The sequence below is a fragment of the Methylophilus sp. genome (assembly GCF_008015755.1).
Taxonomy (GTDB): Bacteria; Pseudomonadota; Gammaproteobacteria; order Burkholderiales; family Methylophilaceae; genus Methylophilus.
The window spans coordinates 1-19,637 of the sequence record NZ_SSGF01000027.1; the positions used below are offsets into that span (position 1 = coordinate 1).

Annotated in this window: 21 protein-coding genes; 15 read left to right on the plus strand and 6 right to left on the minus strand. The window is 52.1% G+C overall.

Going from position 1 to position 19,637, the window contains the following annotated elements; all coding sequences use genetic code 11:
• Positions 1-187: 187 nt before the first annotated feature.
• The gene (locus E6Q52_RS10295; protein ID WP_292821702.1) at positions 188-1,141 is read right to left on the minus strand and encodes a PhoH family protein; all 954 of its coding nucleotides are present in this window, start codon (positions 1,139-1,141) and stop codon (positions 188-190) included.
• A 2-nt stretch (positions 1,142-1,143) separates the two neighbouring features.
• A complete protein-coding gene (gene miaB / locus E6Q52_RS10300) occupies positions 1,144-2,481 on the minus strand; it encodes a tRNA (N6-isopentenyl adenosine(37)-C2)-methylthiotransferase MiaB (RefSeq protein WP_292821704.1) in 1,338 nt (445 codons plus the stop codon).
• 109 nt (positions 2,482-2,590) lie between these two features.
• Between miaB and cysG the strand changes: the two genes are divergently transcribed.
• Positions 2,591-3,982 carry a siroheme synthase CysG gene (gene cysG / locus E6Q52_RS10305; RefSeq protein ID WP_292821706.1) on the plus strand — a complete coding sequence of 464 codons (1,392 nt, stop codon included), beginning with the start codon at positions 2,591-2,593 and terminating at the stop codon, positions 3,980-3,982.
• 1 nt (position 3,983) lies between these two features.
• Here the strand turns inward: cysG and E6Q52_RS10310 are convergent, their stop codons facing one another.
• Together E6Q52_RS10310 and ompR are read right to left on the minus strand one after the other, a co-directional pair.
• Positions 3,984-5,261 (minus strand): sensor histidine kinase, encoded by a 1,278-nt coding sequence (locus E6Q52_RS10310; protein ID WP_292821708.1) that lies wholly within the window; start codon positions 5,259-5,261, stop codon positions 3,984-3,986.
• Positions 5,262-5,321: 60 nt separating this feature from the next.
• Entirely contained in the window at positions 5,322-6,047 is a 726-nt protein-coding gene (ompR, locus tag E6Q52_RS10315) for a two-component system response regulator OmpR (protein ID WP_292821710.1), read from the minus strand.
• A 511-nt stretch (positions 6,048-6,558) separates the two neighbouring features.
• Between ompR and E6Q52_RS10320 the strand changes: the two genes are divergently transcribed.
• Positions 6,559-7,137, plus strand: coding sequence for a hypothetical protein (locus tag E6Q52_RS10320; RefSeq protein ID WP_292821712.1), 579 nt, complete (start codon positions 6,559-6,561; stop codon positions 7,135-7,137).
• 87 nt (positions 7,138-7,224) lie between these two features.
• Complete coding sequence (locus E6Q52_RS10325; protein ID WP_292821714.1) at positions 7,225-8,370, plus strand: GNAT family N-acetyltransferase; 1,146 nt, start codon at positions 7,225-7,227, stop codon at positions 8,368-8,370.
• Positions 8,371-8,619: 249 nt separating this feature from the next.
• On the opposite strand, the gene E6Q52_RS10330 is transcribed toward E6Q52_RS10325, so the two are convergent.
• The gene (locus E6Q52_RS10330) at positions 8,620-9,312 is read right to left on the minus strand and encodes an SDR family oxidoreductase (protein ID WP_292821716.1); all 693 of its coding nucleotides are present in this window, start codon (positions 9,310-9,312) and stop codon (positions 8,620-8,622) included.
• Between the two features lie 134 nt (positions 9,313-9,446).
• On the opposite strand from E6Q52_RS10330, the gene E6Q52_RS10335 reads away from it, so the two are divergent.
• The 5 genes from E6Q52_RS10335 (at position 9,447) to E6Q52_RS10355 (ending at position 14,249) form a co-directional block, all read left to right on the plus strand.
• Positions 9,447-10,511 (plus strand): TIGR03790 family protein, encoded by a 1,065-nt coding sequence (locus E6Q52_RS10335; protein WP_292821769.1) that lies wholly within the window; start codon positions 9,447-9,449, stop codon positions 10,509-10,511.
• Positions 10,512-10,621: 110 nt separating this feature from the next.
• Positions 10,622-11,920 carry a phosphate regulon sensor histidine kinase PhoR gene (gene phoR, locus E6Q52_RS10340; protein WP_292821718.1) on the plus strand — a complete coding sequence of 433 codons (1,299 nt, stop codon included), beginning with the start codon at positions 10,622-10,624 and terminating at the stop codon, positions 11,918-11,920.
• 20 nt (positions 11,921-11,940) lie between these two features.
• Complete coding sequence (locus tag E6Q52_RS10345) at positions 11,941-12,654, plus strand: hypothetical protein (RefSeq protein WP_292821719.1); 714 nt, start codon at positions 11,941-11,943, stop codon at positions 12,652-12,654.
• A gap of 8 nt (positions 12,655-12,662) precedes the next feature.
• Positions 12,663-13,826: a cupin domain-containing protein gene (locus tag E6Q52_RS10350; protein ID WP_292821721.1), complete on the plus strand. Its 1,164-nt coding sequence runs from the start codon at positions 12,663-12,665 to the stop codon at positions 13,824-13,826.
• A gap of 204 nt (positions 13,827-14,030) precedes the next feature.
• Complete coding sequence (locus E6Q52_RS10355; RefSeq protein WP_292821723.1) at positions 14,031-14,249, plus strand: hypothetical protein; 219 nt, start codon at positions 14,031-14,033, stop codon at positions 14,247-14,249.
• 150 nt (positions 14,250-14,399) lie between these two features.
• Here the strand turns inward: E6Q52_RS10355 and tpiA are convergent, their stop codons facing one another.
• The gene (gene tpiA / locus E6Q52_RS10360) at positions 14,400-15,182 is read right to left on the minus strand and encodes a triose-phosphate isomerase (RefSeq protein ID WP_292821725.1); all 783 of its coding nucleotides are present in this window, start codon (positions 15,180-15,182) and stop codon (positions 14,400-14,402) included.
• A 64-nt stretch (positions 15,183-15,246) separates the two neighbouring features.
• Between tpiA and ybeY the strand changes: the two genes are divergently transcribed.
• The 7 genes from ybeY (at position 15,247) to E6Q52_RS10395 (ending at position 19,620) form a co-directional block, all read left to right on the plus strand.
• Entirely contained in the window at positions 15,247-15,681 is a 435-nt protein-coding gene (ybeY, locus tag E6Q52_RS10365) for an rRNA maturation RNase YbeY (RefSeq protein ID WP_292821727.1), read from the plus strand.
• 37 nt (positions 15,682-15,718) lie between these two features.
• Positions 15,719-16,504 carry a ScpA family protein gene (locus E6Q52_RS10370; protein WP_292821729.1) on the plus strand — a complete coding sequence of 262 codons (786 nt, stop codon included), beginning with the start codon at positions 15,719-15,721 and terminating at the stop codon, positions 16,502-16,504.
• Positions 16,505-16,515: 11 nt separating this feature from the next.
• Complete coding sequence (gene scpB, locus E6Q52_RS10375; RefSeq protein ID WP_292821731.1) at positions 16,516-17,064, plus strand: SMC-Scp complex subunit ScpB; 549 nt, start codon at positions 16,516-16,518, stop codon at positions 17,062-17,064.
• 5 nt (positions 17,065-17,069) lie between these two features.
• Positions 17,070-17,420 carry a LysR family transcriptional regulator gene (locus tag E6Q52_RS10380; protein ID WP_292821733.1) on the plus strand — a complete coding sequence of 117 codons (351 nt, stop codon included), beginning with the start codon at positions 17,070-17,072 and terminating at the stop codon, positions 17,418-17,420.
• Positions 17,421-17,503: 83 nt separating this feature from the next.
• Positions 17,504-18,259, plus strand: a complete 756-nt coding sequence (gene modA, locus E6Q52_RS10385; RefSeq protein ID WP_292821735.1) for a molybdate ABC transporter substrate-binding protein — start codon at positions 17,504-17,506, stop codon at positions 18,257-18,259.
• An 18-nt stretch (positions 18,260-18,277) separates the two neighbouring features.
• The gene (modB, locus tag E6Q52_RS10390; RefSeq protein ID WP_292821737.1) at positions 18,278-18,967 is read left to right on the plus strand and encodes a molybdate ABC transporter permease subunit; all 690 of its coding nucleotides are present in this window, start codon (positions 18,278-18,280) and stop codon (positions 18,965-18,967) included.
• Entirely contained in the window at positions 18,967-19,620 is a 654-nt protein-coding gene (locus E6Q52_RS10395) for an ATP-binding cassette domain-containing protein (RefSeq protein ID WP_292821739.1), read from the plus strand. Before modB ends, E6Q52_RS10395 begins: the two co-directional genes overlap by 1 nt.
• Positions 19,621-19,637: the final 17 nt, after the last annotated feature.

Here is a 19,637-nt window from a genome sequence, read left to right on the forward strand (position 1 = left end):
GCCGTGATGGCTGGGTGCCCTCTTTTTGGTTACTTTTTTGGGGCAAGCAAAAAAAGTAACTCGCCAACAAGGCGAAAGAAGTCGCTAAATCAACGCAAAAAAGTTATGAATAAATCAATAGAATAACGTTTTTCTAGATTGCCTGAATAAGCTCTAGTTTGCTAATACACCGCCAATTCAGAATTACTTAGTCACTTTTCTGCGCCGTTTGCTCAAACTTCTCATACGCATTAATAATCTTCTGTACCAACGGATGCCTCACCACGTCCTGCGACATAAACTGGGTAAAAGCAATGCCCTTCACATCCTTGAGAATCTTTTGCGCTTCTACCAAGCCGCTTTTCTGATGACGCTGCAGGTCAATCTGCGTCACGTCGCCGGTAATCACGGCTTTGGTGCCAAAACCAATGCGGGTTAAAAACATTTTCATCTGCTCTGGCGTGGTGTTTTGCGCTTCGTCTAGAATAATAAAACTCTGGTTGAGCGTACGGCCACGCATATAGGCGAGCGGCGCGACTTCAATGGCGCCGCGTTCAAACATTTTGTTCACGGTGTCGTAGCCTGCCAAGTCATACAGCGCGTCATACAACGGGCGCAGGTAGGGGTCGACCTTTTGGTTCAAGTCGCCCGGCAAAAAGCCTAGGCGCTCACCGGCTTCGACCGCTGGGCGGACTAACACGATTCTTTTCACACGGTCGCGCGTCATGGCATCCACCGCGCTGGCGACTGCCAGGTAAGTTTTACCAGTACCGGCAGGGCCGATACCAAACGTGATGTCATGGTCTTGAATCTGTTGCAAATAACTGACTTGGCGCGGTGTGCGTCCATGTAGATCACCGCGGCGAGTCATGAGCACCGGCATGGTGCTGCTAGCGACTTCTTCCGGTTTGAGTTTGTCGATTTCGACCAGGCCGAGTTGTATGTCTTCTAGCTCGATTGGCTTTTTGGCGCGCGCGTAAAAGTTTTCCAGCATTTGTGCACCCAGACGCATATTGGTTTGCGTGCCGCTCAGGTAAAAGGTGCTGCCGCGACGGTTGATGTCGATATCGAGGCCGTTGGCGAGTTGGCGGATGTTTTCATCCAGCGGGCCGCATAGATTGGCCAGCATCAGGTTGTCTTCGGGGCTTAACGTAATTTCCATGCTTAATTCACAATTTCGCCAACCAGGCGTTTTGGGTTGTAGACGTCGGTAATTTTGACTTGCACCATTTGGTGGATAAAACGGGCATCGGCGGCAATGTCCACGACGCGGCCGTTGTCGGTTTTACCGGCCAGCAGGCTAGGGTCTTTCCATGACGGGCCATCAATCAGCACGCGCTGCACCGTGCCTAACATGGCGCGGCTAATAGCGTCGCCATTGGTTTCGTTTTCGGTTTGCAGTTGCTTGAGCCAAGCGGCTTTGTCGGCTTGTGGCGTTTCGTCAGGCAGGTAGCTGGCAGGTGTGCCTGGGCGCGGGCTATATAAAAAGCTAAAGCTGTAATCAAAGCCCACGTCGCGCATCAGCTTGAGCGTAGCCTGAAAGTCTTTTTCTGTTTCACCCGGGAAGCCGACGATGATGTCGCTGGTAATCGTCAGTTGCGGGTTGGCGGCTTTGAGTTTGCGAATCAGGCCTTTATATTGCAGCGCCGTGTAGTTACGTTTCATCGCCATCAAAATGCGGTCGCTGCCCGCTTGTACTGGTAAATGTAATTGATTTGCCAGTTTGGGCACAGTGGCGTGGCAGGCAATCAGGCGCTCGTTCATCTCGTTGGGATGGCTGGTGGTATAGCGGATGCGCTCGATTTGTGGAATCTCGGCCACGGTTTCAATCAGCATGGCTAAGTCAGCCTCGATGCCTTGATACAGCACGCGGTAGGCGTTGACGTTTTGCCCCAGTAGCGTGATTTCTTTGACGCCTTGTTCGGCTAATTGGATGGCTTCGGTCAGAATGTCTTCAAACGGGCGCGAGAACTCTTCACCGCGGGTGTAAGGTACCACGCAAAAGCTGCAATACTTGCTACAGCCTTCCATAATGCTCAAAAATGCAGTCGCGCCTTCGATGCGTGGCGGCGGTAAGTGGTCAAATTTCTCAATTTCGGGGAAGGTAATATCGACTTGCGGCTTGTTTTCAGTCTGTTTGGCTTTGATCAATTCAGGCAAGCGGTGCAGGGTTTGCGGGCCGAATACCACATCCACATAAGGCGCACGTTTGATAATGGCGTCGCCTTCCTGGCTGGCGACGCAACCACCGACGCCAATCACCAGGTTAGGATTTTTCTCTTTGAGTGGGATCATGCGGCCAAGGTGGCTAAACACTTTTTCTTCGGCTTTTTCGCGCACCGAGCAGGTGTTGAGCAGGATGACATCGGCTTCTTCCATGTTGTCGGTCTGGCTCATGCCGTCGTGCTCGCGCATGAGGTCCACCATGCGCGAGGCATCGTATTCGTTCATCTGGCAACCAAACGACTTGATGAATATTTTTTTACCGCTGTCCTGCTTCATTGAAGGCTAAATTTCTCACAAAAACAGTATTTTAGCGTATTTGCAGATGAAACCCCAGCACGCTTGGCGACTGCGGTAAAATAGGCTTCTTTCATTTGAGCATTGTTTCATGCAAGCTTTACCGATTTTTTTTAATATTGCGCAACGCCTGTGTCTTGTGATTGGCGGCGGCGATGTGGCGACGCGCAAGGTGTTGATGCTGCGCAAGGCGCAGGGGCGGGTAGTGGTGATTTCGCCCGAGTTATGCGCGGAGTTGCAGGCACTGCGCGATGATAATCAGATTGAGTATGTGCAGGCACAGTTTGAGCCTGAGCAATTGACCAGCGCCTGTTTGGTGATTGCGGCGACCGATGATGAAACTGTGAATGAAGCCGTGTCTATTGCGGCCAAGCGTTTGAATATCCCGGTCAATGTGGTGGATGCGCCTGCGTTATGCACCTTTACTATGGGCTCTATCATAGACCGTAGCCCAGTGGTAATTGCGGTGTCCAGTGAAGGTAATGCCCCGGTGTTGGCACGCTATGTCCGCAGTAAGATTGAAACCATGTTGCCAGCTGCTTATGGCCGCATTGCAACGATTGCGGGCGAGTTTCGTGAGCAGGTCAAAGCTAAATTTACCAATATGCCTGCACGCCGCCGCTTTTGGGAGGATGTGCTCAATGGCCCCTTGGTTGAGCGGGTATTGTCTGGCCAGGAGCAGGCGGCGCGTGAGTTGTTGGGGGAGTTGTTAAGCCAAAGCGAAGATGCGCCCGCGCGCGGCGAGGTCTATTTGGTGGGTGGTGGTCCTGGCGATCCTGACTTGCTAACGTTTAGAGCCTTACGCCTCATGCAGCAATGCGATGTTTGCGTGTATGACAAGTTGGTCAGTAAAGAAGTCATGGAGTTGGTGCGCCGTGATGCTGAGTTGATTTATGTCGGCAAATCGCGCGATCAGCATACACTGCCGCAAGAGGAGATTAATGCCTTGCTGGCCAGGCTGGCGCTCGAAGGCAAGCGTGTATTACGCCTGAAGGGCGGTGATCCGTTTATTTTTGGCCGCGGCGGTGAAGAGATTGAAACCCTGATGCAGCACGGCGTGCCGTTTCAAGTGGTGCCTGGCATCACGGCCGCTAATGGCGTCTCTAGCTATGCCGGTATCCCGCTGACGCACCGCGATTACGCACAAGCCTGTTTGTTTATTACCGGGCATTTAAAAGATGGCACGATTGATCTCGATTGGCAGGCCATGGCACGCCCTAAGCAAACCGTGGTGATTTACATGGGGTTAGTTGGGCTGGAGCAGATTTGTCGCAAACTGATCGCACAAGGCGTATCACCTGAGATGCCTGCGGCGGTGATTCAGCAAGGCACTACGCAGAAGCAGCGAGTGGTGGAATCGACCTTGCAACATCTGGCCGCGGATGTGGCTGCTGCCGGGCTTAAGCCGCCTAGCCTGACCATTATTGGTGAGGTGGTGAGATTACGTGCACGCTTAAACTGGTTTACGCCCAGCAACGACTGAATTAGGTATTAGGCAGAATCGGCAGTGAAAGTCTGGCTTCCAGCCCGCCTTCGCTGCGGTTAAGCAGTGCCAGTTGGCCGCTATGCAAGGTGGCAATGCGGTTGCAGATGGCCAACCCTAAGCCGCTGCCACCTTCATATTTGTTACGCGCGCTGTCCATGCGTTCAAATGGGCGTAACAAGCGCTCTGCATGTTCAGGCGGAATGCCGGGGCCGTTGTCGAGCACGCTAATGACGATTTTGTCAGCCATGACCTGGCTGCGCACCTCTACCTTACCTTTGCCGTAGTTATAAGCGTTGCCGACAAGGTTATCCAGCAGTCGTTGCATGGCCAGGGGCCGGATGGGAATAAAGTATTTAGGCCCCAGCGAGACCTTTAACTCGCGCCCGGCGCGGCGTTGGCGTTCTGCCAGGGCATGCAGCAAGTCGTTGATATCCATCATGCGTGTCGGCTCGCCTTCGACACCGCGCACAAAGTCCAAAAACTGGTGAATGATATTGTCCATGTCAGAAATATCTTCAATCATGCCGTGCTTCATGTAGTCGGCTTCTGTCGGCAACATTTCGACTGCCAGCCTTAAACGTGCCAACGGGGTGCGGATATCATGTGACACGCCTGCCAATAACAAGGTGCGCTCGGCATCCAGCCGCGCCAGTGATTCTGCCATTTCATTAAAGGTGTGCGTCACTTCGCGCAACTCTTCCACGCTGTCTTCCGGCAGTTTGGGCGCTGGTTCGCCATTGCGTAAGCGCTCGGCTGCATGCACCAGCATGGTCAGTGGACGGTTGATGCGCGCAGTCAGCAGATAGCCGCCGACCAGCGACAGTAAACCCACCACGGCGGCCCAGCCCAGCCAATGCCACGGAAAAGGCCGGTCAACCTGGATTTTGGGAATGACCACCCAAAAGTCGTCCTGACCGACATTAAAGCTGATCCAGAGGCCGGGGATGTCGTAATGATTGACCGTGATGATGGTTTCTTCGCCCATGCGCTCGCGGATTTTCTGCGCCACCAGATTGATAAACGGGTCTAGCGGCAGTGGTTCAATGTCTTCGAGAAAGTCTGCCGCATAGACGCGCACGCCTTCGCGGCCAGACAGCTCTGACAGTAAGGCCAGGCGGCGGTTTTCGTGTGAAGCAATGAGTGAGGCCCGCGTGTAGTTTACAATGGTGACGGCTTGCAAAGCGGCTGCGGTCGCGCGTGGTTCGCGGTCAAAATAGTCAAAGATTTTGAGCGACGCATAGATACTGACGGCCAGCAAAATGGCAATCAGTAACATGATGCGGGACAGCAGTCGGCGAGGCAGTAAGCGCACGTGAATTAGGCTTAGGTAAATCGCTTATTGCGGCGCTTCGCCATCTGGAATAAACACATAGCCAAAGCCCCACATGGTTTGCAGGTAGCGTGGATGCGCGGGATCCGGCTCGATAATACGGCGCAAACGTGACACTTGCACGTCTATGCTGCGGTCGAATACATCGAGTTCGCGGCCACGGGCTAACTGCATCAGGCGATCGCGCGACAATGGCTGGCGCGGATGTTCGGTAAACACTTTTAATAAAGTGAATTCGCCGCTGGTGATGGTGATTGGCACGCCGTTTTTGGTCAGGCTGCGCGTGTTAGTGTCAAACACAAACTCACCAAACTGAAACGCAGCGCTTTTTTCCTCTACGACTTGCTTGGGGCTGATTTCATGGCGACGCAATACCGCGTTGATCCTGGCCAGCAATTCACGTGGATTAAATGGTTTTGGCAGGTAGTCATCTGCGCCCATTTCCAGGCCAACAATGCGGTCTACCTCATCACCACGCGCGGTCAACATGATGATTGGCGTCATGTGGTTGGCACCGCGCAGGCGGCGGCAGATAGCCAGGCCATCTTCGCCCGGTAGCATCAAGTCGAGAATCAGCAGGTCAAAGCTCTCGGCAGACATCGCCTTGTCCAGCTCTTTACCATCGGAAACGGATTTGATATTGAATCCTTGCTCGGTGAGGTAGCGCTGTAAAAGTTCGCGCATACGCAAATCATCATCAACCATCAATATTTTTTTTAACTGTTCTGCCATACGTACCTTTTAACACAGAAGCGGGCGTTTTTGTTAACGCAGTTGGCCGCCATCAGGATGACCTGACCTAAGGAGCTAAAACGGCTCAGCCGTAAAACTTATCTCCATTATTATACTCCAAGCCGTATGTTGCATGAAGTGGGCTAGTTACAACTTGGTTACAAATAGCGGTGGGGATGAAATATTGCATTTACAATCGTGAGGCAAGATGACCACCTGAAAATGGCCTGACAGTGATGAAACATTGGCTATTTTTTGTTAAATCAGTTGATACTGCGACCATAGTTGCGTTATGTTAGTCAGCCTGATTTTAGAGTCAGGCAATATCTGTCATGTTAATCGTGCTTGGGTTTACTTTAAAAAGATTGTTTTCAAAAAGCGTTGAGTGAAACAAGACTTTTTGAGTGGATCAAGACCTTTCTGAGTGAAACAAGACTTGGTAAAACAAGAATGAAGGTATTACGTTTGGATGTGGATGGGTAGAGCGAACAAACATTTGAAAGAGGTTTTTTTGCTGACAACGACCATGTTGCTGGCATTACCTGTGTCTGCCGACCTGAAGTTACCGATTCGGCTGACGGATAACCGCATGGTCGATAACGATGATGTGGGGTTGTCTAAAACCCTTGAGCACAACTTCAGTCCTGAAGATCGTGCACGCTTGCGCAAGGCGCTGTCTGATTATGCGCGCAATACCGATCCCGACCATCAGCTCATGCTGCAAAAACGCAAAATCATGCACGACAGCATTTCGCAGCGTTTTAATGAGTGTAATCGCGACAACGATGATTCGCTGGATCGCGAAGAAGCCACCCTCTGTTTACCACAAGTCGCCCGTCATTTCTCTTATGTTGACCTCGATGGTAATGGTGTCATTACCCTGGATGAGCTCGAAAATGCCTATGCGCAAATGGTCGAGCGCCAGCGTGAAGCAGAGGCAAAAACGCAGGCACAGCAAGCCATCGTGTCTGATTCAGATAGCGATAAATCAAAAAATAAATCTAAACCCTCGACGGCGGTGATTCCTGCCAATAGCACGGTGAACTCCACCGGCAAAGACGTTTCGGCATTACGCAAACGTCCCAGCTAAGCCGCTGAGCTATGCCAATAGACATGCCAATCTTTAGCCGCGGCATGTTTGCTTTCTGTTTTATCCCCGATTAGTCGTTCAGTCTGTATGGATATCAGCCAATTATCGTTTGTCTGGCATCGTGGTTTGCAGGAAATTGCGGCTGCCGACTGGCAACGACTGGCCGGACGTCATCCCATGCTCGATTACACGTTTTTGCGTGCATTTGAGTTGTCCGCTGCGGTCGATCACCAAACCGGCTGGATTCCGTATCACTTAACAGTGTTTGCGGGCGCGCAGTTGGTGGCTGCTGCGCCTTGTTATATCAAAACGCACTCCTATGGCGAGTATGTGTTTGACTGGTCGTGGGCCGATGCCTACGAGCAGGCGGGTGGTCAGTATTATCCCAAACTCATTTCAGCGATTCCTTTCTCGCCAGTCACCGGGCCGCGCATACTCGTACATCCTGACTGTAAGAGTGCAGCCGCTCTGGCAGATGCAATGCTGACGCAGATGCGTCAACTATGCCAGGCGCATGCGCTCTCTGGCTTGCATGTGTTGTTTCCTGATGCATCTTCAGCCAACGCCTGTGCCGCCGCCGACGGCTTACGCCGACAGGGTGTGCAGTTTCGCTGGGAGAATCCAGGTTATGCGGATTGGGAAGCTTTTTTGGCTGCGCTTAGCCGCGATAAACGTAAAAAAATACGTCAGGAGCGCAATAAAGTTGCCCAGCAAGGCGTGCATTGCCGCGTGGTGAGCGGGCATGACGTTAGCTCGCAAGGGCTCGCCTTGTTTTATCAATGCTACTGCCATACGTATCAACGACATGGCAGCACTCCTTATTTGTCTTTAGCGTTTTTTGAGCAGATTAGCCATGATATGCCTGCACAGTTCAGGCTGTTTATCGCCAGCCAGGATGGCGAAGACGTCGCCGCCAGTTTGTGCGTGCTGGGCGATGACACCTTGTATGGCCGCTACTGGGGCAGCTTACGCGATATTTCCTGTCTGCACTTCGAGCTATGTTACTACCAGCCGCAACAGTTTTGCATTAGCCATGGCATTCGCTATTTTGAAGGTGGCGCGCAAGGCGTACACAAGCTCGCGCGCGGCTTCACGCCTTATGCAACCTGCTCCTATCACTGGCTCAGTCATCCTGATTTTCACCAGAGCGTGGCACGCTTTTTAGCGCGCGAAGCCAATACCATGCAGGACTATGTGGATGAGCTGGAGGAACGTAGTCCCTATAAAGCTTAATCGGCCGCCGATGAACGCGGATGCACGCTGATAAGGGCGAGTGGGTGAACAAGCGTTTGAGTTTTACAGGGTTGCTTCAGCGCTCTTTCGGCTGGCGCTGCTTCGGGGTCCCCATCTGACCGTCCTGCAAGTCGAGTAGCACAGGAAACAAGCGGAAGCTGGGGTGGATTTCTTTTGGTGACTTATTCTTTGGGCAAGCAAAGAAAAGTTACTCGCCGAGAGGCGAAAGGCAATGCTACGCACAGCAAGTTACCAGGGGATCCTCTTCCCGTCATAAGCAATAAACTCCCCCGATTGCGCACTGTTTAACCCCTCAATCACCTGCCGTAACCCATGCACACTGGTTGCAGTATCAATCAAGCCATTCGGCCCGCCCATATCTGTACGCACCCAGCCCGGATGCAGGGCCGCGACGGCAATATTAAATTCACGCAAGTCCAGCGCCAGGCTTTTGACTACCATATTCAAAGCGGTTTTGCTGCTGCGGTAAATGTATCCGCCGCCACTGCCATTGTCTTCTATACTGCCCATTTTGCTAGTCATGGCAATAAGTTTTGCCTGGCTGGCGCGGCGCAGTTGCGGTAAAAAGGCTTCGGCCAGGTAGTAGGTGGTGAGTGTATTGACCTGGAACGCGTGCAGCCAGGCTTGCGGGTCGGTGTTGCCAAAGGCGCTGTCAGGGTAAGTGCCGGCATTGCTGATTAAAATATCAATGGTGAGTGCTGATAATTGATTAGCCAGCGCGCGAATAGCGCTCACATCGCTGACATCCAGTGCGAAAACCTGGATGTTGGTGTGTTTGGCTGTCTGTTGTTGCAGCGCTGTGGACTGTGCTGGCTCACGTACAGTGGCATATACCTGATGACCACTTTCGGCATATTGTTTGACGTATTCCAGCCCGATACCACGGTTGGCGCCTGTGATTAAAATCGTTTGTGTCGTCATTATTTGTCTCGTTTTCTTGAATTCATTCAATCTAGGATAAGATTGAATTTTACGCTGGTTTGTTTGCCGGCGTAGTATCTTTGCAATCGCAACGGAGTGTTGAGTTGATGGGTGTAGGACATCGTTTGAGACAAGTGCTTGTCTGGGTTGGATTGGGTGTGATGCTGTTTGCCGCGCAGGCGATGGCAGGCGGGGTGGATGTGAGTAAAAAAATCCCCCTGAGGCCTTCTTTATTAAAGCCCGAAGATGTCGCGGTTATTTACAACGTCAACGATGCGCAGAGTGAAGAGGTCGCCCGCTATTATTTGCAGGCGAGACAAGTGCCTGTAGAAAACCTGATCGGCGTGGAGTTACCAAGGCATGCCAAGGATGCACTGACGGTGCCTGAGTTTGAGGCTTTAAAGGCGCAGCTCGATGCCAAACTGACCAGCCAGCAGGTCTTGCTCCTGGTGTGGCGTACACCATTTGCCGTGCAATGTAACAGCATCACTAGTGCGCTGACCTTGGGGCTGGATTTAAACCAGTGCCGCAAAACCTGTGACCCTGGCCGTGATAGCCCTTACTTTAACAGCATGTCATTGCGGCCATGGGCAGACCATCATCTCCGCTTGTCCATGCTGCTGCCGATTAGCAGCGTAGAGGCCGCTAAGGCCTTGATTGATCGCGGCGTGCTGAGTGAGTTTAGTTTAAATGACGCCGATGGCTACTTCCTCAAAACGCGCGATGTTGCGCGCTCCAAGCCGCGTGAGCCATTTTTTCCGCAAGATGGCATGACCATCAAATCCAAAAAGCTAACTTTGCATACTTTGAGCCACGAGTCGATTGAAAACCAGGGTGCGGTGATGTTTTATTTTACCGGGCAAAAGCAGGTCGATTTTATGTTGACGAATACCTATTTGCCAGGCGCGATTGCCGATCACCTGACCTCAAGTGGTGGCGTGCTGGCGAATTATAACGGGCAGATGCCAGCGTCGCGCTGGTTGGATGCCGGTGTCACCGGTAGTTATGGCACGGTTTCCGAACCTTGTAACTACTGGCAAAAATTTCCTAATCCGCAAATTGTGCTGGCGCATTATTTGTCGGGTGAAACCTTGATTGAGGCCTACTGGAAGAGCGTAAAATGGCCGATGCAAGGCGTGTTTATCGGTGAGCCGCTGGCCAAACCTTATGCAAAAAGTGCGCCGGTGATGACCGAGTAATCTCTCCGTACGCTTGTGCAGTAAGCCACTATGCTGCTGTCATCATGCTGTCATTGCCTGCGCACAGATGTGTCGTATAATCGCCGACATTGATGTGTTGAGAATAGCTTGTGCAAGATATTCGTTGGAAAGCGTTCTGGAGTTTGCTGTTTTGGGCATTTTTTAGCCTGATGTTCGGCTGGTTTACCCATGCAGAAACGGCTTGGTTATTGTTTATCGCGGGAGCGCTGGTGTACCTGGCGACGCACATATACTGGATTCATCGCTTGTATCAATGGGCGCTTAAACCCAGCCTTAATTTTATGCCAAATGGTAAAGGCATCTGGGAAGATATCTTTGCCAACCTTTATCATGAAATGCGCCGTCATTCTCGCAGCCAAAGCCAACTGAGCAGCACGCTGGAACGGCTGCGTCATGCCACCAGCGCCTTGCCTGACGGCGTGGTGGTGCTTAATAACCGCAACGAAATTGAATGGTTTAACGAGCCAGCGATTCAACGCCTGGGATTAAAGCGCCATCATGATGAAAATCAGCCCATTTATTACTTGCTGCGGCAAGCTGAGTTTGTCGAGTATCTGCAGGCAGAAAACTACAGTGAACCGCTCAAACTCAAGTCCTGGCGTAGCCCGGATGTGACACTCGAATTACAGATTATTCCATTTGCCAGCAAGCAGCGCCTGCTGATCTGCCGCGATGTGTCTGCGATTGAAAAAACCGAGGTGATGCGTCGCGACTTCATTGCCAACGTGTCGCATGAGTTGCGCACACCGCTCACGGTCATCGGCGGCTTTCTTGAAACCATCAGCGATATGCAAGGCGAAGTTTCACCAGATATCCAGCCTTATTTCGACATGATGCAGTCGCAAACGACGCGCATGCGCCGTATTATTGAAGACTTGCTGACCTTGTCGCGCCTGGAAAATAACGTCACGCTCAAAGACGAAGCCGATATTGACATGCCTGCTTTGCTCAAGCAGTTGCAAAAAGATGCACAGGCCTTGAGCCAGGGCCAGCATACGGTGAGCTTGCACATGGAGACAACTGTCAACTTGCGCGGTAGTTACAATGAGCTGTTAAGCGCCTTGAGTAACCTCACCAGCAATGCTGTGCGCTATACCCCGGCGCAAGGCAAGATTGATATTTACTGGCAGATGCGTGGTGAAGATGTTGTGTTTGCTGTGCAAGATACCGGGATTGGTATCGAACCGCAGCATTTACCACGGCTGACGGAGCGTTTTTACCGTGTTGACAGTGGTCGTAGTCGTGATACTGGCGGCACCGGGCTCGGTCTGTCTATCGTCAAACATATTTTGCACCACCATCAGGCCAGCCTGCAGGTTGAAAGTGAGCCAGGGCAAGGCAGCCGCTTTCAGATTGTGTTTCCGGCGCAGCGGGTATTGCCTGCATGAGGGTGTGCGGCTGGCATGTGATGATATTACTGCTGGCCGGATGCAGCACGACGCCGGATGGCGGCTATGTGGATTCACCCAACGGGCGGCCGGTGCCGGTGCGGCAAGACCGTAATGCGCTGCATCAATTGGTCAAAACGGACCTCGATCGTCTGGCAGATATCGAATATAGCGAGAACGTCAGTACCTTGCGTTTGCTCATGCTCAAGCTGTACAAACGTAACCCGGCAGAGGCGCAAAAGTCAGGCCTGGGCTCACCGGAGCAGATTGCCAGCTATGTGTTTGAGCAAACGGGCGTGCATCACTGGCAGTTTGAGGCGCTGGGTGGCGCGCAAGATACCGCGGCCATTAAGTTGGCACTCAATGCGCAATATAGCGGAGACCGCGTATTGGCACTGGTGGTTGGCATCCAGTCCATGTTGTTTAGAGCGCATGGCAATAAATCGGCCTTTTTTCTGACTGACAGCATAGAGCCGCAAAATTTGTATAATGCGGCCAGAAATATTGAAATTGCGGTATGGAAGTTGACCAATGCCAAAAATGCCCAAGGCGAGTTGTTGCTGCTCACCAATAGCTTACCTGGTGAAGTGCAAAACCTCAGTTTTGAGCGCGAGTTTAGCAAGCTGATGGCCCGCACTGATTTACTGGCGCTGACACTGGCAGAAAAATCGCAACGCTTTATTTCACGGCTGACACAAAGTATCACCGCCGCTCCTTTTCTTCCTTTTAGATAAATTTAATCATGCAACAAGCACTGACTTTACTCAATGGCCTGACGCCAGCCCAGTTCATGGCGGAATACTGGCAAAAAAAACCGTTGTTGATTCGAGGGGCGATGCCAGGTTTTCAAGGTCTGCTTGATCCGGAAGAGTTGGCTGGCCTGGCGTGTGATGCCGAGGTGCCCGCCAGATTGATACAGTTTGATCCCCAACGGGCAGATTTGGGCGAGGGCTGGCAAGTGACGCAAGGGCCGTTTGACGATGATGACTTTACCGCCTTGCCTGCACAGCACTGGACCCTGTTGGTGCAGGGCATGAATCATGTCATGCCGGAAGCGCAAGCCTTGCTCTCCCACTTTGACTTTATCCCCACGGCCAGGTTAGATGACGTCATGGTTAGCTATGCGCCTACCGGCAGCGGTGTCGGCCCCCATATCGATAGTTATGATGTTTTTTTGCTGCAAGGCGCAGGCAAACGTCGCTGGCGCATCAGCCAGCAAACCGATTTACGGCTGATTCCTGATGCACCCTTGCGTATTCTGTCGCATTTTGTCTCCGAGCAGGAGTGGGTGCTGGAGCCTGGCGATATGCTTTACTTACCGCCCAATGTCGCGCATTGGGGCATTGCTGAAGACGATGACTGCATGACGTATTCCATCGGCTTTCGTGCCCCGGCGGCCCGAGAGCTGGCGATAGAGTTTCTGGATGCCTGTCGGCAGGATGGTTTGCCGGACGAGTTGTATCGTGATCCCGATTTGCAGCCGGTCGTCGATGCGGCGGCGGTAGATGCTGATATGGTGAATAATGTGGCAGAGATGCTGCGTCGATTGCCCTGGCAGCCTGCGCAATTGGGGCCTTTTCTAGCGAAGTATTTTTCTGAGCCCAAGGCTTATGTTGTTTTTTCCCCTAATCGCAAGCTCAGTCTGGCAAAGTTTTCGCAACGTTTGGCACAAGAGGGCGTGGTCATGGACTTGCAATCGCAAATGCTGCATTGGCAAGGCCAGTATTTTATCAATGGTGAACAGGTGCCAGTCTCTGCTGAAGGCGCGCCATTATTGAATCTGCTCGCCAATCAGCGGCAACTTGAGCCAGCGTTATGCCAAGGGGGCATCATGGACAGTGTGCTGCCATGGCTGCACGAAATGTATTTGTCTGGCTATGTGCATTTGGCCGAAAAAACAGCTTAATTGCATTGATGACAAATGATTTGCCGGTGTTTTTGTCAAAAAAACAGCTTGATGTGGATGTTACGCAAAAAAATCCATGTTTTTTAAGACAATGTGCGTTCTTTTTTTAATGAATTACTGATACAATTTTTTTACTCGGCTGGTTCTGCATCAAGGGGATTGTCCGTACATAATTTTTTGCTCATACATACTAAGGAAATAAAGATGACACGTTCTGCATTGTTGGCTGCATTGTTGGCTCTGGCTTTGACTGCTTGTGGTGAAAAACCAGCTGAAGAAGCGCCTGCTGCTGAGGCACCTGCTGCTGAAGCTCCAGCTGCTGAAGCTCCAGCTGAGGCACCTGCTGCTGAAGCCGCTCCTGCTGAAGCTGCTCCAGCTGAAGCTGCACCTGCTGAAGCTGCTCCAGCTGAAGAAGCTAAGTAATTCAGACTTGAGTAATCTGGTTTTAATTAAACCTGGTTTGGTTAAAGCCTAGGATTTACTTAAAATCCAAGCTTGCTTAGATGTAGAAAAGCCGACGAAAGTCGGCTTTTTTATTGGTGCTGCCATGATGACTAAACAGGCGCTTGCTCGTTAGGCAGCGCTTTTGAGTGGTGTTAATTCGTTGGCAATCTGGCAAATCCGGATAAAGTCATCCGCTACCAGTGCCGCGCCACCAATCAGGCCACCATCAATATCCGGCATGCTCAGTAGCTGCGCAGCATTGCCTGGGTTCATGCTGCCACCATACAGCAAAGTCGTGTCTTCTGCCGCTTGCGCATCAAGCAACTCAATATGGCCGCGGATAAAAGACAAAATGGCCTGTGCATGTTGTGGTGTGGCCGCTTTACCGGTGCCAATGGCCCAGACGGGTTCATAGGCGATTACGCCTTGTGATAAGGCTTGAATGCCGACATGCGCGATGACCGGGTTAAGTTGGCGTACGACGACCAGATCAGTTTCGCCTTGTTCATATTCATCCAGCGTTTCACCAATGCATAAAATGGGCGTCAGCCCGGCCTTTAGTGCGGCCTCAAAACGTTCACCGCAGGTTTCGTCGCTGTCATGCCCACGCTGTCTGCGCTCTGAGTGGCCAATAATCACGTAAGTACAGCCAAATTCTTTCAGCATCAGTGGCGATACCGAGCCGGTGTAAGCGCCCCGTTCATGGCGGCTCATGTTTTGTCCGCCCCAGCTAATGTGGCTGTTTTGCAGCAGTTGTTGTGCTTGATACAGGTAAGGGTGTGGCGGGCACACCGCATAACGGGCGCGATGATGGCGCGTTTGTTGCAACAGGCTTTGCATGAACTGCTGGTTGTCTGGCAAGTTGCCGTGCATTTTGCGGTTGGCAACCACCAGCTTGGGGCGATTTGTCATCACACCGTTTCCTTTGAGGGTTTTCTTTCTATAATGACGGATATTCTACAGAAAACTTGACGTTATGCCCGCATTAGATTTCTCTTTGCAATTAGCTTCTACAGCAACCGATATTCCCACTTCGGCACAATTTAAAAGTTGGGTGCGTGCTGCGCTGCGCGTAGAAACCAGCCTGACCATCCGCATCGTGGATGAAGAGGAGGGGCGGCAGTTAAATGCAGCGTATCGCGGTCGTGATTACGCCACCAATGTGCTGACGTTTTCCCTCACCGAAGAACCTATTCTCATGGGCGATATTGTGATTTGTGCGCCCGTGGTTGCCAAAGAGGCCGTTGAGCAAGGCAAGCCCCTGCTTGCCCATTATGCACACATGACCGTGCATGGCGTGTTGCACCTGCACGGCTATGACCATGAGGTTGATGCCCAGGCCGAACTCATGGAGGCGATGGAGATCGCCGTCATGCACAAGCTGGGCTTTGCCAATCCTTATGCAGAATAACCTTTAACCGCAGGCGGCAAGTCGCTACAATCATTGCATGGAAATTACGACCAACCATCCGGTTAAAATCAACGGCGAGCCGCTGTCGGCACTGCCGCAAAATTTGTATATCCCGCCGGATGCGCTGGAGGTCTATCTGGAGACTTTTGAAGGTCCACTGGACTTATTGTTGTACCTGATCCGCAAGCACAACCTGGATATTCTCGATATCCCCATGGCGGATCTGACAGTGCAGTACATGGCCTATGTCGATAAGATGAAAGCCGTGAACCTGGAGCTGGCCGCCGAATATTTGTTAATGTCTGCCATGCTGATTGAAATCAAGTCGCGCATGTTGTTGCCCAAGCCTACCGAGGTAGAAGTGGAAGACGACCCGCGTGCGGAGCTGGTCAGACGCTTGATGGAGTATGAGGCGATCAAACTGGCGGCGCAACGGCTGGATGCGATGCCTAAAGTCGGCGAGCAGATTGATGTGGCCGCAGCCTATTATCAGCAGATCAGCCTGGTGAAACCGCCCGAAGTGAGCCTGGATGACTTGGTGGAGGCGTGGCGCAATCTGCTCAAGCGCGCCAAGTTGAATCAGCACCACAAGCTCGGGCGTGCCGAGTTATCGGTACGTGAGCATATGAGTTTGCTGCTGCGGAGATTAAGTGCCGCACAGGTGCTGCGGTTTGATGAGCTGTTTGATCTGGAAACGGAAGGCGTGGCCAAGCTGGTGGTGAATTTTCTGGCCATGCTGGAGCTAGCCAAAGAAGGCTTGGTACGGATTACGCAGCAAGAAGCATTCGGTATTATTTATGTGCAAGCCAATAGTGCTGGTTAAAAGGCGGACGCATGCGTGAACCTGACAATATTGAAGAGATGAAGCGTATTCTGGAAGCGGCCTTGCTGACGTCTCCGCAGCCGCTGGCGCTGGAGGATTTGCTCAAGCTATTTGCCGGGCGCATGGAGCGCGCAACCTTGCGTATGTTGCTGGATGAGCTGAAAGCCGACTGGGTAGAAAAAACGCTGGACCTGGTGCAGGTGGCCAGCGGCTATCGCTTTCAGGCCAAAGCTGAGTATGGTGAGTATTTATCGCGTTTAAACCCTGAGCGGCAGCCTAAATACTCGCGCGCAGTGATGGAAACACTGGCGATTATTGCCTACCGACAGCCGGTGACGCGCGGCGATATTGAGCAGATTCGTGGTGTGGCGGTGAATCCCAATGTGATTAGACAATTGCAGGAACGCGACTGGATAGACGTGGTCGGTCAACGTGAAGTGCCGGGCAGGCCGTCTCTGTATGCCACCACCAAACATTTTCTCGATGATTTGAACCTGCGTTCCTTGGCTGAGCTACCGCCGTTTGAAGCGTTTGCGCAAACAGAAATCCCGCTGGAGTAACATTGATGATGCAAGCTGAATTACTGAAAATCAGAATCAACCACCAAGGTAATACTGCGCTCGGCCCGGGCAAAATTGAGTTACTGCAACATATTGCGCAGCACGGTTCAATTTCAGCGGCAGCCAAGCAGATGCGCATGTCTTACCGCCGCGCCTGGGAGCTGGTTGATATGATGAATCGTAGTTTTGACCAGCCGGTGGTGGTGAGTACCACTGGCGGCGCTCATGGCGGTGGCGCGCAAGTGACGGCGTTTGGCCAGGCATTGATGTTGGCTTATGCACAAATTTTACAAAAAACGGCCCAAGCTGCGGCCGATGAGCTGCATTTAATTAACCAGCATTTGAAAAAAATCTGATTTTTTTCGCTCTCGTAATGTATGTTTGAATATAACGATGGTAGCATCGCAGATATGCAATTTTATCTCCTGGGATGACCGCAATGAAAAAATGGCTTTGCTTGGGCTTGTGCCTGATCAGTGTATTGGCGCAAGCAGAAGACAAGAAAATAAAGGTGTTTGCCGCAGCCAGTTTGACCGATGTGATGAATGTGCTGGTCAAGCAGTATGGCCAGCAAACCGGTGTGCAGGTGGTGCCTGTCTTTGGCGGCTCAGGCACCCTTGCCAAGCAGTTGGAGCAAGGCGCACCTGGCGACTTGTTTATTTCGGCAGATGAAAAGTGGATGCAATACCTCAAAGACAAGCAGTTAGTGCAGGTGACAACGATCAAGCCATGGCTGGGTAACCGCCTGGTGATGATTACACCACAAAACAAGCCGTTAACAATTAAAGCTGAAGCCAGCACTGACATCAGCCAGCAAGCGCCTGGCTATTGGTGCACAGGCGATACCTTGTCGGTGCCAGTCGGCATTTATGCCAAACAATCTTTGACCAACCTGGGCTGGTGGGACAAGCTTAAAAATAAACTGGTCAGCACACAGGATGTACGGGCAACACTCAGCCTGGTCGAGCGCGATGAATGTGATGTTGGCATTGTGTATGCCAGTGATGCGCAATCTTCTAGCAAAGTGAGGGTGGCGGGCGAGTTTGCCGAAAGCAGCCATGTACCGATTGTGTACCCGATGGCCTTATTGCCGCAGGCGGCGAGTGAAACGGCAGCGTTCTACCGTTATCTGCAATCTGCCGAAGCCAGAAAGTTATTGCTTTCTTACGGGTTCAAGCCGCTGTTCAACGATTAATCTACCTGTTGCCGCCTTATGTGGAACTTGTCTCCTGCTGAACTCGCGATTGTTTTATTGTCGCTGAAAGTTGCCGCCTGTTGTGTGCTGGTGTTATTGCTGCCCGCCATCGGCATGGCCTGGTTGCTGGCCAGAAAGCAATTCTGGGGGCATGCGCTGGTGGATGCGCTGGTGCATCTGCCCATGGTGTTACCACCAGTCGTGCTTGGCTATATGTTGCTGGTGTTGCTGGGTAGGCGCGGCTGGATCGGTCGTTGGCTATATGAGCAGTTTCATATTCAGCTGACTTTTCACTGGTGGGGCGCGGTGATCGCCTCAGCGGTGATGGCGTTTCCGCTCATGGTGCGTGCGATCCGCCAGGCACTGATGCAGGTGAATCCTTTGCTAGAACAAGCGGCGCAAACACTGGGTGCGTCACCAGCCAAAACCTTCTTGACCATCACGTTGCCATTGGCTTATCACGGTGTACTCACCGGCGGCATTCTGGCGTTTAGCCGTAGTCTGGGTGAATTTGGTGCCACCATCACCTTTGCCGGCAACCTCGAAGGTGAAACGCGTACCTTGCCGTTAGCGATTTATAGCCTGACCCAGTCGCCCGAGGGCGATGCTGCCGCCTTGCGGCTAGTGATTTTAAGTGTATTGGTCTCTGTTGCGGCTTTACTGGTCAGCCAGTGGCTGGAGCGCCGCCTGCTCAGGAGTCAACGCTGATGTTGACAGTCGATATTCAGATACATCAACCCTATGCGCTAACCAGTCCGCTCGATTTGCATGCGCGCTTTGAGTTGCCTGCTGGGCGGTGCCTGGGCATCATGGGCGCCTCAGGCTCGGGTAAAACAACCTTGCTGCATAGCATTGCCGGGTTGTTGATGCCATCTGCTGGCGTTATCCGCAGTGGCGATAGCCTATGGTTTGATCATAAACAGGCGGTTCAATTGCCGCCATGGCAGCGCCCGGTTGGTTTGGTGTTCCAGGATGGTCGTTTGTTTCCGCACATGAGCGTAGAGCAGAATTTACGTTATGGCATGCCTGCAGACCTGGCCAGAATAGTGCTGCCCGAGGTGGTGGATATCCTTGCCATCCAGCCCTTGCTCAAACGCAAGCCGAGCGAGTTGTCTGGCGGTGAAAAACAGCGGGTGGCGATAGGGCGTGCTTTATTGCGCCAGCCATCGGTGCTACTAATGGATGAGCCATTGAGTGGTCTGGACGATCAGCTCAAGCAACAGGTATTGCCTTATATCAAGCAAGTGATCGCAACGTTTGGGTTGCCAACGTTGTACGTCAGCCATGTAGGAGATGAGGTGGCAGAAGTTGCCGATGAAGTGTTCATGCTGGCGCAAGGACAACTGCGCCAGGCCAAATAAAGCTGCTTATCTAGGTA

Coding starts and splice junctions, on each gene's coding strand:
- E6Q52_RS10295 (WP_292821702.1), bottom strand. CDS start 1,141: ATGGAAATTACGTTAAGCCCCGAAGACAACCTGATGCTGGCCAATCTA.
- miaB (WP_292821704.1), bottom strand. CDS start 2,481: ATGAAGCAGGACAGCGGTAAAAAAATATTCATCAAGTCGTTTGGTTGC.
- cysG (WP_292821706.1), top strand. CDS start 2,591: ATGCAAGCTTTACCGATTTTTTTTAATATTGCGCAACGCCTGTGTCTT.
- E6Q52_RS10310 (WP_292821708.1), bottom strand. CDS start 5,261: ATGTTACTGATTGCCATTTTGCTGGCCGTCAGTATCTATGCGTCGCTC.
- ompR (WP_292821710.1), bottom strand. CDS start 6,047: ATGGCAGAACAGTTAAAAAAAATATTGATGGTTGATGATGATTTGCGT.
- E6Q52_RS10325 (WP_292821714.1), top strand. CDS start 7,225: ATGGATATCAGCCAATTATCGTTTGTCTGGCATCGTGGTTTGCAGGAA.
- E6Q52_RS10330 (WP_292821716.1), bottom strand. CDS start 9,312: ATGACGACACAAACGATTTTAATCACAGGCGCCAACCGTGGTATCGGG.
- E6Q52_RS10345 (WP_292821719.1), top strand. CDS start 11,941: ATGATATTACTGCTGGCCGGATGCAGCACGACGCCGGATGGCGGCTAT.
- E6Q52_RS10350 (WP_292821721.1), top strand. CDS start 12,663: ATGCAACAAGCACTGACTTTACTCAATGGCCTGACGCCAGCCCAGTTC.
- E6Q52_RS10355 (WP_292821723.1), top strand. CDS start 14,031: ATGACACGTTCTGCATTGTTGGCTGCATTGTTGGCTCTGGCTTTGACT.
- tpiA (WP_292821725.1), bottom strand. CDS start 15,182: ATGACAAATCGCCCCAAGCTGGTGGTTGCCAACCGCAAAATGCACGGC.
- ybeY (WP_292821727.1), top strand. CDS start 15,247: ATGCCCGCATTAGATTTCTCTTTGCAATTAGCTTCTACAGCAACCGAT.
- E6Q52_RS10370 (WP_292821729.1), top strand. CDS start 15,719: ATGGAAATTACGACCAACCATCCGGTTAAAATCAACGGCGAGCCGCTG.
- scpB (WP_292821731.1), top strand. CDS start 16,516: ATGCGTGAACCTGACAATATTGAAGAGATGAAGCGTATTCTGGAAGCG.
- E6Q52_RS10380 (WP_292821733.1), top strand. CDS start 17,070: ATGATGCAAGCTGAATTACTGAAAATCAGAATCAACCACCAAGGTAAT.
- modA (WP_292821735.1), top strand. CDS start 17,504: ATGAAAAAATGGCTTTGCTTGGGCTTGTGCCTGATCAGTGTATTGGCG.
- modB (WP_292821737.1), top strand. CDS start 18,278: ATGTGGAACTTGTCTCCTGCTGAACTCGCGATTGTTTTATTGTCGCTG.
- E6Q52_RS10395 (WP_292821739.1), top strand. CDS start 18,967: ATGTTGACAGTCGATATTCAGATACATCAACCCTATGCGCTAACCAGT.